This is a genomic window from Nocardioides sp. Iso805N (genome assembly GCF_000364605.1).
GTDB lineage: Bacteria > Actinomycetota > Actinomycetes > Propionibacteriales > Nocardioidaceae > Nocardioides.
In genome coordinates, this window is record NZ_KB822575.1 from 11,581 (window position 1) to 23,873 (window position 12,293).

At 70.1% G+C, this 12,293-nt stretch carries 10 protein-coding genes; 4 read left to right on the plus strand and 6 right to left on the minus strand.

Going from position 1 to position 12,293, the window contains the following annotated elements:
• Window positions 1-1,212 (plus strand): HNH endonuclease signature motif containing protein (locus H036_RS24070; protein ID WP_017932715.1); only part of this gene is annotated, 1,212 nt, incomplete at its 5' end.
• Between the two features lie 53 nt (window positions 1,213-1,265).
• Here the strand turns inward: H036_RS24070 and H036_RS24075 are convergent.
• On the minus strand, window positions 1,266-1,835 hold the full coding sequence (locus H036_RS24075; protein ID WP_017932716.1) for a DUF4255 domain-containing protein: 570 nt from the start codon (window positions 1,833-1,835) through the stop codon (window positions 1,266-1,268).
• A gap of 109 nt (window positions 1,836-1,944) precedes the next feature.
• On the opposite strand from H036_RS24075, the gene H036_RS0100055 reads away from it, so the two are divergent.
• Entirely contained in the window at window positions 1,945-2,994 is a 1,050-nt protein-coding gene (locus H036_RS0100055; protein WP_157416909.1) for a phosphatase PAP2 family protein, read from the plus strand.
• Complete coding sequence (locus H036_RS0100060; RefSeq protein ID WP_017932718.1) at window positions 2,991-4,778, plus strand: hypothetical protein; 1,788 nt, start codon at window positions 2,991-2,993, stop codon at window positions 4,776-4,778. Before H036_RS0100055 ends, H036_RS0100060 begins: the two co-directional genes overlap by 4 nt.
• 69 nt (window positions 4,779-4,847) lie before the next feature.
• Here H036_RS0100060 and pntB read toward each other — a convergent pair whose 3' ends face one another.
• Window positions 4,848-6,338: a Re/Si-specific NAD(P)(+) transhydrogenase subunit beta gene (gene pntB / locus H036_RS0100065; RefSeq protein ID WP_017932719.1), complete on the minus strand. Its 1,491-nt coding sequence runs from the start codon at window positions 6,336-6,338 to the stop codon at window positions 4,848-4,850.
• Between the two features lie 2 nt (window positions 6,339-6,340).
• Window positions 6,341-7,906 carry a Re/Si-specific NAD(P)(+) transhydrogenase subunit alpha gene (locus H036_RS0100070; protein ID WP_017932720.1) on the minus strand — a complete coding sequence of 522 codons (1,566 nt, stop codon included), beginning with the start codon at window positions 7,904-7,906 and terminating at the stop codon, window positions 6,341-6,343.
• A 160-nt stretch (window positions 7,907-8,066) separates the two neighbouring features.
• Here H036_RS0100070 and H036_RS0100075 point away from each other — a divergent pair, with 160 nt between their 5' ends.
• Window positions 8,067-9,242, plus strand: coding sequence for an acyl-CoA dehydrogenase family protein (locus tag H036_RS0100075; RefSeq protein WP_026145667.1), 1,176 nt, complete (start codon window positions 8,067-8,069; stop codon window positions 9,240-9,242).
• Here the strand turns inward: H036_RS0100075 and H036_RS0100080 are convergent.
• From H036_RS0100080 to H036_RS21290, 3 genes are all read right to left on the minus strand, one after another.
• Window positions 9,226-10,275 carry a lipoate--protein ligase family protein gene (locus tag H036_RS0100080; RefSeq protein ID WP_017932722.1) on the minus strand — a complete coding sequence of 350 codons (1,050 nt, stop codon included), beginning with the start codon at window positions 10,273-10,275 and terminating at the stop codon, window positions 9,226-9,228. The two genes, H036_RS0100075 and H036_RS0100080, sit on opposite strands and share 17 nt — an antisense overlap.
• Window positions 10,276-10,340: 65 nt before the next feature.
• Window positions 10,341-10,898, minus strand: a complete 558-nt coding sequence (locus H036_RS0100085) for a protein-L-isoaspartate O-methyltransferase family protein (RefSeq protein ID WP_017932723.1) — start codon at window positions 10,896-10,898, stop codon at window positions 10,341-10,343.
• Between the two features lie 35 nt (window positions 10,899-10,933).
• A complete protein-coding gene (locus H036_RS21290; RefSeq protein WP_017932724.1) occupies window positions 10,934-12,178 on the minus strand; it encodes an MFS transporter in 1,245 nt (414 codons plus the stop codon).
• Window positions 12,179-12,293: the final 115 nt, after the last annotated feature.

Sequence of the window (12,293 nt, forward strand, 5' to 3'; positions counted from 1 at the left end):
GATGCCGCCCTGAGTCAGGCGGTCGATGCGAATCCGATCTTCCTCTCCACCACCGACAAAGCCGCCGCGCTGCTGGCACTGACGCGGCTCGAAGCACGGCTCGCCGAGCTGCGGCTGCGGGTGATGGCCGCCAGCCGGGACGTGGCCGAGGAGATCGGTGCACGGGATGTGGCGTCGTGGCTGGTCGCCCAGGAGGTCGTCGACAGCCGGGCCGCGCACGCGGCGCTCGCCCTGGCGCGTGGGTTGGAAGGGCGGCCGGTGGTACGGGCCGCGTTGGCCGAGGGTCGGTTCGGTGTGAAGCATGCCCGGGTGATCCTCGACGGGCTCGCCGCACTGCCCGACGACCTACCCGACGGCGTGATCGAGAAGGCCGAGGCGCACCTGTGCGACCTCGCCGGCCAACACCGCCCCAAAGACCTACGCCACCTCACCCACCACCTCCTCGAGGTCGTGGCACCCGAGATCGCAGAAGCAGCCGAAGCCCAAGCCATCCGCCGACTCGAAGAAGCCGCCCACGCGAAAGCGACGTTGTCGATCAGCGACCACGGCGACGGGATGACCCGCATCCACGCGATCGTGCCCGAAGCCGTCGGTGAGCGGTTGCGGACGCTGTTGGAGGCCTTCGCTCAGCCAAGGGTTGCCGCGCTGGAGGCCGACGGCAAAGTGCGTCCCCGCAACCGGCTGTTCGCCGACGCGTTCGCCCAGTTGCTCGAATGTGTGCGCGGCGACGGGGTTCCGGCCCATGGCGGGGACACCACCACCATCATCGTGGCCATCCCGCTAGACCAGCTGCGCAGCGAGCTCGGCACCGCAAGCCTCGGTCAGACCCCGATCTCCGCGGGCGAGACCCGGCGGCTGGCGTGCACCGCCGCGATCATCCCCTACGTGCTGGGCGGAAAGTCCGAGCCGTTGGACCTCGGCCGAGCCAGACGGCTGTTCTCACCGGCCCAGCACAAAGCGTTGAAGGTCAGGGACCGGCACTGCCGAGCCGAGGGCTGCACCGTCCCCGCGACCTGGTGCGACGCCCACCACGACAATCCCTGGAGCCGAGGCGGACCCACCGACCTGACCAACGCCGCCCTCCTCTGCGGCCACCACCACCGCAAAGCACACGACACGACGTACGAGACCATCCGACTCCCCAGCGGCGACTACCGCTTCCGCCGCAGAGTCCAGACGCCGCGCCTTGACCTCAGAGGGCTCGCGTCGTGACACCCGAGACGTCGCCGCATGACCGTCGAGTCGGAACCCGCGGCCAGCAGCGATCAGCCGCGCACCGGCGGGATCGGCGACGGGTTGCTGAGCACCGAGAGCCTCTCGACTGCCGGCGCCTGCAGCTCCCAGTCCCAGGTGTCGGCGGCAACCGTTGCGGTCATGAGCAGGCTGGGGCGCAGCTTGCCGCCGAGCCCCTGCCAGACGTCCCGCGGACCGAGCTGACCACCGAGCGAGAGGCTCACCGACGAGCTGAGGCCCTCCGGAGCGACGCGCTCGGGCAGCGTCGCCGTACCTGCCAGGAGGCTGACCACGCTGCTGAGCAGCTGATGCTCGTCGCGCGGGCTTCCGGCCCAGGCACTGACCAGGTAGCCGAGCTCGATCATCGGCTGCGGACGGCGCTGGTAGGCGGGGCCACCCTCGACGCTGCGCATGACCGGCGCACGGCCGGGCTGGCTGCTGCGGTCGACCTGGTAGAGGAAGACATTCACGGTCAGACGGGACAGCGTCGCCGCCCACGAGTCGTTGGGTGTCTCGAAGCTGATATCGCCCACATGCTCCGGGAAGGGCAGGCCCTCCCGGAGGAGTCGCTCGAGACCCTGGTCGACCTCACTGATGAACATGACACCTCCGCGGTCGCACTCTAGGGTGGCCCGTCACATGGCCGGGCGAGTTTGGCCAAACTCGTCGCCGACTCGGGCTCCCACCCGCATCCCCGTACCATTGCCGACCGTGGGTGCCGCACGTGTCGAGAGTCTGCCGTCGGCGACAGCCCCCTCCCCGCAGCCCTCGCTCCCCCGGCTCGCACCGGCGGTGTGGACGATGTGGGGCGTGGTCGTCGTCTTCGGCCTGATCGCGCTCTTCTGGTCCCATCACGTCGACGTCCCGATGCGCGATCCGCACGGGAAGATGTTCGCCAAGAAGCTGCTGGGCGCGGTCTGGTTCTTCGCGGTCCTGGCCGTGATCGACATCGTGATCCGCTGGTGGCGCGCCGGCCGCAGCCGCGCCGCGGCTCGCGACGTCGTACGCCGCCGGCTGGCTCCCACCCGACTGGCGCTGGTGGCCTCGGCGTTGCTCGCCTACCACCTGGTCTACCTCTTCTACCGCAACCTGAAGAACTGGGTCGCCTTCCAGACCCCGCACGACGACTGGATGCTGCGCTTCGACCGCGACCTGTTCGGCGGCCACAGCCCCGCGGTGCTGCTGCACGACCTGCTCGGCACCGATGTCGCTGCCCACCCGCTGGCGTTCTTCTACAAGATCTTCACCTACGTGTGCACCTTCGCCGTGGTGGGCTGCCTGGCGTTCCTCGACGATCTTCGCCACGCCCACGTGATGGTGATCGCGGGCATGTGGACCTGGATCCTCGGCACCGCGTCCTACTACCTCGTGCCCACGTTGGGACCGGTGTTCTCGGCGCCGCAGGAGTTCGCCGGGCTGCCGCACACGGCGGTGACGACGATGGTGATCGACAACATCAAGGACCGGGAGTTCTTCCTGGCGCACCCGCACGACCCCAGCGCGTTCGTCGGCATCTCGGCCTTCGCCAGCCTGCACGTCGGCTTCACCACCACCGTCCTGCTGACGATGATCTACCTGCGCAAGCGCCTGCTCGCCTGGCTCACCGGCCTCTACCTCATCCCCGTCGTGATCGCCACGGTCTACTTCGGCTGGCACTTCACCCTGGATCTCGTCGGCGGTGTGGCCATCGCGGCGATCTCCGTCTGGATCGCCCACCTGACCGTCTACCGACGCTTCGGCGGGAGACAGGTCCGACCGTGAGCAGCGTCGATGTCGGCGTACCCCGCGTCAGTCCCAAGGGGCGACTGATACACGACGCCCGGGCGCAGACCGTCGGCCTCACCTTCCTGGTCTCGACCGTCCTCCTGCTGATCTGGCGCTTCGGACTCTCGACCACCGGCGGCGACATCGCCGCTCAGGACGCCTGGGCCGAGTTCGCGCGGCTGCACCCGGGCAGCGCCTACAACCTCAGCTGGTACGGCGGGATGCACCCCGTCTCCTACAGCGTCATCTCGCCCTACCTGATGGCACTGATCGGCGTCCGTACGACGCTGGTGCTCTCCAGCATCGGCGCCGCCACCCTGACCGCGCTGCTGCTGGTCCAGCTGCCCGAGGTGAAGCGTCCGCTGTGGCCCTCGCTGGCGGCGGCGCTGGCGCTCACCGCCAACGCCGTCTCCGGGCGGGTGACCTTCGCGCTCGGCATCATGTTCGCGCTCGCGGCGCTCGGCGCCGTGGTCGCCTGGCCAGAGTCGTGGCAGCTGGACCACCGGCGCCGTCGAGTGCTCCAGGGCGTGGTCGCCGTGGTGATGGCGACGCTGTCCACCTTCGGCAGCCCGGTGGCAGGCTTCTTCCTCGGCCTGGTGGCCGCCGCCCTGTGGCTGTGCCGTCGCCGACGCGCCGCCTACGTGCTGGGCATCCCTCCGGTGCTCGTGGTCATCGTCAGCGCGCTGGTCTTCCCGTTCGGCGGCAAGCAGCCGATGCACTGGTACTCCGCGATCCTCCCGGTCGTGCTGGCCCTCGCCGTGTGGCTGGTCACCCCGTCCAGCTGGCGGGTGGTGCGGCTGACCGCACTGATCTACATCGCCGCGGTGCTGTTCGCCTGGCTGGTGCCCAGCCCGATCGGCACCAACGTGGTGCGGCTGTCGCTGGTCTTCGGCACCTCCGCCCTGCTGGCGCCGTTGTGCGCCGGCGTGGACCGCAACCCGCTGGCGTTCCTGCGCTGGGTCCCGCGCCGGCTCCTCATCGTGTGCGCGATCCTGACCAGCCTGATCTGGCAGGGCGCGGTCGCCACGGTCGACTACGTCCACGAGCGGCCGGACGCGGCCTGGCGCTACGACATCAATGCCCTGCTGCACCAGTTCGCCATCCGCGGCGCCAAGCTCGGGCGCGTCGAAGTGGTGCCGTCGCGATCGCACCGGGAGTCCTCCGCTCTGGCGCCGTACGCCAACCTGGCGCGGGGCTGGAACCGGCAGGCCGACCTGGAGCGCAACCCGCTCTTCTACGACACCAAGAACCCGCTCACCGCCGACACCTATCGCGCCTGGCTGGACCGCTGGGCGGTGCACTACGTGGTGCTGCCGCCGGGCGAGCCCGACGGTGCCGCGAAGGCGGAGGCCGCGCTGGTGCGCAGTGACCTGCCCTACCTCAAGCCGGTCTGGTCCAACCAGGACTGGAAGCTCTATCGCGTCCTGGATCCGACCCCGCTGGCCGATCCTCCTGCGACCGTCACCTCGTTCACCGCGACCGAGATCGTGGTCTCGGTGCCGCGCAAGGCCACAGTGCTGCTGCGGGTTCCGGCCTCGCCGTGGCTCTCGGTCGTCGACCTGCGCGGTCACGCCGTCCCGGCTCCGCAGAGCCAAGACGACGACGCGGACCCGGTCAACATCTACGGTTGCCTCACCGAGCTGCACGAACCGGTCGTCTCCGGGCAGCCCACCGACGTCTGGACGGTGCTGCACGCCCCCAGCGCCGGCACGTATCGGATCGCTGCGCCGTACAAGATCCCGCGGGGTACGGCGTGCCCCGACGACCTGGCCAACCCGTGACGAAAGGGTCCTCCGTGCCGGTCGGCGCGGAGGACCCTTTCTCGCGGGTACGCCGGTTCGTGTCGTCCCTCAGGCGGGGACGCGGCTGTTGAGGGCCGCCAGGATGTCTTCGACCTTGGTCTTGGCGTCGCCGAAGAGCATCTGGGTGTTCTCGCGGAAGAAGAGCGGGTTCTGGACGCCGGCGTAGCCGGTCGCCATGGAGCGTTTGAACACGATGACGTCCTTGGCCTCCCAGACCCGGAGCACGGGCATGCCGGCGATGGGTGAGGTGGGGTCTTCGGCGGCGGCGGGGTTGACGGTGTCGTTGGCACCGATGACCAGGACGACGTCGGTGGAGGCGAGGTCGTCGTTGATCTCGTCCATCTCCAAGACGATGTCGTAGGGGACCTTGGCCTCGGCGAGCAGGACGTTCATGTGGCCCGGTAGGCGGCCGGCGACGGGGTGGATCCCGAACTTCACCTCGATGCCGCGGGCTTGGAGGGTCCGGACGAGTTCGGCGACGGGGTATTGGGCCTGGGCCACGGCCATGCCGTAGCCGGGGGTGATGACCACGCTGGTTGCGGAGGCGAGGAGGTCGGCGGCGGCCTCGGCGTTGAGCTCGCGGTGCTCGCCGTAGTCGGTCTCCTCGCCGGTGGGTGCCTCGATGCCGAAGCCGCCGGCGATGACGGAGAGGAAGGAGCGGTTCATGGCCTGGCACATGATGTAGGACAGGTAGGCACCCGAGGATCCGACGAGGGCGCCGGTGACGATGAGGAGGTCGTTGTTGAGCAGGAATCCGGAGGCGGCTGCGGCCCAGCCGGAGTAGCTGTTCAGCATCGAGACCACGACCGGCATGTCACCCCCACCGATCGAGGCCACCAGATGCCAACCGAAGGCGAGCGCGACGATGGTGACCAGGATCAGGGCCAGCAGGTTGGGGTCGACGACGAACCAGATGGTGAGCGCCACGAACGCAACCAGCGCGGCGGCGTTGAGCAGATTCTTGCCCGGCAGCACCAGCGGAGCTGACTTGATGCGGGCAGAGAGCTTGAGGTTGGCCACGATCGAGCCGGTGAAGGTCACGGCGCCGATGAAGATCCCGATCACGACCTCGGCGTGGTGGATCCGCAGCAGCGGGGCGGACATCGCGTCGATGTGGAGCACTGTCCAGATGGTCGGCCGTGGCCCGTGCCCGTCCCAGATGATGGTGTAGGTCTTGCTCAGCGCCCGTTCGACCTCGACGTAGCTGGCCCAGCCGACCAGCACCGCCGCCAGACCCACGAAGCTGTGCAGCATCGCGATCAACTCGGGCATCCCGGTCATCTCCACGATCCGGGCCCGCCACAGGCCGATCGCAGCGCCCACGACCACCGCGACCAGGATGATCACCACGGTGGTGCCCCGCACCGCGGAGTCGTGCACCGCCGCGATGACGGTCACGATCAGCGCGATCGTCATGCCGGTCACGCCGGCGACCCAGCCGCGCTTGGCGGTCTGCTGCTTGGAGAGCCCTGCCAGGGAGAGGATGAACAGCAGCGCGGCAACGATGTAGCCCGCGGACGCGGCCGACGAGATGCTCATGGTCAGTTCCCCTTCGCGGTGGTGCTGGATCCGAACATGGCGAGCATGCGGCGCGTCACCGCGAAGCCCCCGAAGACGTTGATCGAGGCGAGCAGGATCGCGACCCCTGCCAGGGCCTGGATCGCGTGGTTGTCGTGGCCGACCTGCAGCAGGGCGCCGACGACGATCACCCCCGAGATGGCGTTGGTCACCGACATCAGCGGGGTGTGCAGCGCGTGCGCGACCTTCCCGATCACGTAGTAGCCGATCACGATCGAGAGCATCAACACCGTGAAGTGCTGCGGGATCGGATCCGGCGCTGTCGCGTTGACGAAGAAGAAGATCACCAGTCCTGCAACGACCAGGCCCAGCTTGGTGGCCGCCGACATCGACGGCTTGGCCGGCTTGGCCTCGACAGGCGTCACCGCAGTTGCGGGTGCCGCGCTGACCTGGACCGGCGGCGGGGGCCAGAGGACCTCCCCACCATCGGGGCCGGCATGGGTCACCGTCAGACCACGCTGGACCACATCCTCGAAGTCCAGGACCAGCACCCCGTCCTTGCCCGGGGTGAGCAGCTTCATCAGGTTGACCAGATTGGTGCCGTAGAGCTGCGAGGCCTGCGCAGGCAGGCGACCCGCCAGATCGGTGTAGCCGATGATCGTGACCCCACCCGGCGTGGTGACCACCTGCCCCGCCACCGAGCCCTCCACATTCCCACCCTGCGCAGCCGCCATGTCCACCACGACCGAACCCGATCGCATCGCCGCCACGTCCGCGGCGGTCACCAGCCGCGGCGCGGGCCGGCCCGGGATCAACGCCGTGGTGATCACGATGTCTACATCCGCGGCCTGATCGGAGTAGAGCCGCGCCGCGGCCGCGTCATAGGCCTGCGAGGTCGCCTTGGCATAGCCGTCGGAGGAGACCTGCTGCTCCTCGGCCGGCACCACCACCGGCAGGTACTCCCCACCCAGCGACTTGACCTGATCGGCCACCTCCGGCCGCGGGTCGGTGGCCCGCACGATCGCGCCCAACGAGGACGCCGCACCGATTGCGGCCAACCCCGCCACCCCGGCACCTGCCACCAACACCTTGGCCGGAGGGACCTTGCCCGCAGCGGTGACCTGACCGGTGAAGAACCGACCGAAGTGGTGCGCCGCCTCGATCACCGCGCGGTAGCCCGCGATGTTCGCCATCGAGGACAACACGTCCAGCGACTGCGCCCGACTGATCCGCGGCACCGCATCCATCGCCAAGGCCGTCACACCGTGCGCCGCCAACGCGGCCAACAGCTCCGGGGACTGCGCAGGTGCCAACAACCCGGCCACCGTCGTCCCCGGCCGCAACCGGTCCACCTCGGCGATCGTGGGCCCGTTGACCCCGAAGACCACCTCCGCGCCCCACGCCTCGGCCGCCGAGCCGACCCGCGCGCCGGCCTCGACGTACGCCTCATCGGCGAAGCTGCTCAGCGCACCCGCACCCGCCTCGACCACGACCTCATAGCCCAGACCGAGCAACTGCCTGACCGTGGCCGGCGTCGCCGCCACACGCGTCTCCCCGGGATGGGTCTCCCGGATCACTCCGATCAACATGCGCGGCTCCTTTGCCGATCTCGTCCATGCGGGCGTGGTCCACGGATCATGTCGCAATTACGGTGGACATCCATGTGGTCTCAATCACTGTCTCTCGCATGCCGGGAGGACCGTGACGTGGGTCACGTTGCCACACCGACTCCGGAGGTAACCCGCCGCCATGCCCGCACGCCATGTGGTCCCCTCGACCGAGGAGGCCGACCTCCTCGCCCTCGTTCGCCGTATCTGCACCACCGAGCTGGCCCCACGGGCCGCCGAGGCGGAGCGGAGCGAGACGTTCCCCCGCGACGTCTTCCGCCTCCTCGGTGAGACCGGCCTGCTCGGCCTCCCCTACCCCGAGCAGTACGGCGGAGGAGGCACGACCTACTCCACCTACCTGCGCGTGCTGGAGGAGATCGGCGCGGTGTGGGCGTCGGTCGCCGTCGGTGTCTCGGTGCACGCGCTGTCCTGCTACCCGCTGCTGACGTTCGGCACCGAGGACCAACGCCGCCGCTGGCTGCCCGACATGCTCGGCGGCACGCTTCTCGGCGCCTACTGCCTCTCCGAGCCGCACGCCGGGTCCGACCCGGCCGCGATGCGCACCCGCGCGGTGCAGGACCCGGCGAGTGGCGAGTGGGTGCTCACCGGGGCCAAGGCGTGGACGACCCACGGCGGTCAGGCCGACTTCTACACCGTGCTGGCACGCACCGGCGACGATCGGGGCGACATCTCGTGCTTCCTGGTCCCGGCGAACGCGCCCGGCCTCAGTGCTGACAGCCCCGAGCACAAGATGGGCCTGACGGGCTCCGCGACAGCCACGATGCGCCTCGACGGCGTACGCGTCCCGGACGAGCGGCTGATCGGCGGCCGCGGGGAGGGGCTCAAGATCGCCCTCGCCGCGCTCGACAGCGGCCGGCTCGGCATCGCCGCCGTCGCCACCGGCCTCGCCCAGGGCGCGCTCGACCATGCGCTGGGCTATGCCAAGGAGCGCGAGGCGTTCGGGTCGCGGATCATCGACCACCAGGGACTGGCCTTCGTGCTGGCCGACATGGAGGCCGCCGTGGTCTCGGCCCGGGCGACGCTGCAGTCGGCCGCAGCGCTGCGCGACGCCAGGCTGCCGTTCGCGCGGGAGGCGTCGGTGGCCAAGCTGGTCGCGACCGACAACGCGATGAAGGTGACCACCGACGCGGTCCAGGTCCTCGGCGGGTACGGCTACACCCGCGACTTCCCGGTCGAGCGCTACATGCGGGAGGCGAAGGTGATGCAGATCTTCGAGGGCACCAACCAGATCCAGCGGATGGTCATCGCGCGTGCCCTCGACCGCTCCCCCGGTGGGGAGATCACGGCACTCGGTTGAGCCACTCCGCGGTGGCGTACTTCGTCCGCGCCAGCTCCTCGGCCTCGGCACGGGTCGCCTCGTCCAGCGCGACCCGCGTCAGGCCGTAGCTTCCCTCGAACTCCGCCAGCAGCGCCGCGACCACCGCCTCACGCGTCATGCCGGTCTGCGACCGGACCGGGTCGACCCGCTTGCCGGCGCTCTTGGTGCCCTTGTCCGACAGCTTCTCCCGGCCGATCCGCAGCACCTCGAGCATCTTGTCCGCGTCCATGTCGTAGGCCATCGTCGCGTGGTGGATCACGCCACCCTTGACCCGCTTCTGCGCCGAGCCGCCGATCTTTCCCTGCGGTGAGGAGATGTCGTTCAGGCCGGCGTAGAACGCGTCCACTCCCAGCGTCTTGAAGCCGCGCAGCACCCAGGCGTCCAAGAATGCGTAGGACTCCTGGAAGCTCAGCCCCGCCACCAGCGTCTCGGGCACGTAGAGCGAGTAGGTGATCGTGTTGCCAGGCTCGACGAACATCGCACCCCCACCCGACGTCCGGCGTACGACGGTGACGTGGTGGCGCCGCGCGCCGTCCAGGTCGACCTCGTTGCGCACCGACTGGTAGGAGCCGATGATCACCGCGTTCGAGGCCCAGTCCCAGATCCGCAACGCCGGCCGGCGGCGACCCTCCGCGACCTGGCGGCCGAGCACCTCGTCGAGGGCCATCTGGAGGTTCGGCTCCAACGGCCCGGTCTCGACCAGCTCGAAGTCGTGGTCGAACCAGGAGCTCGCCCGACCCAGCGCGCGCAGCACCGTCAGCGCGATGTCGCGCGGTCCGAAACCGAGCATCACCGCACCCTCGCTCGCGGCCGTGAGCCGCCCGGCCAGCTCGTCCAGCGCGATGTCGACCGGCAGGTCCTGCAGCACCTCGGTCAGCGCGCCCAGCGCCTCGTCGGGCTCCAGGAAGAAGTCACCCGAGAGCACCACCTCACGCAGCCGCTCCCCCTCCACGACGCCGTCGATGACGACCAGCTTGCCGCCGGGGACCTTGAACTCGCCATGCACGCTCACGCTGGTCTCAAGGCACTGCGGCGGGCGTTTATGCCCACCGCGGTCCCTGCCTATCCCGGTCCTGCTCAGCGCAGCGGCACGAACCGATAGGCGCCGTGTCGGCTGACGACGTCGTACCCGTGCTCGCGGACGACGAGCGTCATGGTGCCCTCGACCGGGATCACCAACCGCCCGGGGTCGCCGAGCTGGGCCAGCAGCGCGCGCGGCAGCTCGTGCGCGCCGGCGGAGACGAGGATCCGGTCGTACGGCGCCCGCGCGGGCACGCCGAGCTCGCCGGCGGTCGCCTGCTGGATCGTGGCCCAGTGCCAGCCCGTGGCGGCGAGGTTGGCGCCGCCCCACCGCACCAGGTCCGGCTCGAGCTCGACGCCGACCACCTCGCCGCCCGGCCCGGTCAGGTGAGCCAGCAGCGCGGTCGTCCAGCCGGAGCCGGCGCCGACGTCGAGCACCCGCTGACCCGGCGCCACGTCGAGCAGCCGGAGCATCGCTTCCACCGTCCGCGGCTGTGAGTTGGTCTGCCGGTGCCCGATCGGCAGCGGCGCGTCCTCGGCGGCACGAGCTCGCTCCACGCGCGGCAGGAACCCCTCCCGCGGCGCCGCTGCGAATGCCGCCGACACCCGGTCCATGCCACCCGGTATCCCGCTGCGGCGCCGGTCCCACCTCAGAGGGACGCGGCCGGCTCCTGCTCCTGAGCGATCTCGTCACCCTCAGCCGCGACCTCGGCCGCACGCACCGAGGGCTTGAGCAGCTGGATCAGCAGGGCCACGGCCGCCATCGCGATGACCAGCGCCGCGTAGCCCAGCACCACCTCCTTGAGCCCGAGGACCGGGGTGAGGAAGCCGGCGGCGAGCGCGGGCAGGCAGAAGGCGCAGTAGCAGACGACGTACACGCTGGAGAGCACGCCGGCACGGTCCCCCTCGGCGACCTCGGCGAGGATCAGCCGGAGCCCACCCTGGAAGCCGGCGCCGAAGCCGATGCCGCTCACGACGCTGGCGACGAAGAACAGCCACGGCGTGTCAGTGGCGACCGCCACGATCATCAGCGCCGGACCGATCACCAGCATGGTGCTGCCGCCGACCATCACGTGCACCGCATCGCGACGCTGGACGAGGATGCCGGTGATGGCGCCGACGCCGGTGACCGCCGCCATCGCCAGGCCCGCGGCAAGCGCCGCGTGGATGCCGAAGACCGTCGCCACCACGCTGGCGCCGAGACCGAGGTAGAGCCCGCCGAGCGCCCAGGCGGCCAGCAGGCAGCCGAGGACCGCCAGGAACACTCCTCGGACCTTCGGCGGCATCGTCATCGTCGGTCGCAGCGAGGCCACGGCTCCGGGACGTCGGACACGAGGGGTGGGCAGGAACCAGAGCACGACCAGGAGCACCAACGTCACGACCGCCAGCACGAAGTAGACGAGCCGTGACGGGTCGGGAGCGAACTCCACCAGCGCGCCGCCGAGCACCGCGCCCACGGCGAGGCCGAGGGGCCACAGCGAGCCGTTGAACGTCGCGGCGAGGCGGGCGTTACCCGGCGGCGCGAGGTCGAGCAGGGTCGCACCGAGGGATCCCACGACCAGCGACATCGCCAGGCCTTCCAGCACCCGCCCGATCCAGATCGCTGTCGGATCGCCGGCCGTGCCGAGCACGAGCAGGGCCGCCACCAGGATCGTGACAGCTGGAAGGATGACCGGACGACGGCCGACGTGGTCGGACAGCGAGCCGGCGGTGAGCAGACCGGCCAGGAGGCCGGCGACGTAGATCCCGAAGATCCCGGTCATCACGGCGGGCGAGAGCCCCCACTTGGCCTGGTAGAGGGGGTAGACCGGGGACGGGGCCGCCACCGCGGCGCTGAAGACCAGGATCGCGGCCGACGCCAACCAGAAGCCGAACCTGCGCGTTGCCTCGCTCACACACATCCCATTCTGTTCGTATACGAACTAATCTTCGTCCAGGATAGGCCTTGCATCGCGATTCCCCACCATGGGCCGATTCGTTGACGATGGGCGCGGACGAAGGGAGGACCGA

Excerpts from the sequence above, each read along its gene's own strand:
- H036_RS24075 (WP_017932716.1), bottom strand. The coding sequence starts at position 1,835 with ATGTTCATCAGTGAGGTCGACCAGGGTCTCGAGCGACTCCTCCGGGAG.
- H036_RS0100085 (WP_017932723.1), bottom strand. The coding sequence starts at position 10,898 with ATGGACCGGGTGTCGGCGGCATTCGCAGCGGCGCCGCGGGAGGGGTTC.
- H036_RS0100070 (WP_017932720.1), bottom strand. The coding sequence starts at position 7,906 with ATGTTGATCGGAGTGATCCGGGAGACCCATCCCGGGGAGACGCGTGTG.
- H036_RS0100075 (WP_026145667.1), top strand. The coding sequence starts at position 8,067 with ATGCCCGCACGCCATGTGGTCCCCTCGACCGAGGAGGCCGACCTCCTC.
- pntB (WP_017932719.1), bottom strand. The coding sequence starts at position 6,338 with ATGAGCATCTCGTCGGCCGCGTCCGCGGGCTACATCGTTGCCGCGCTG.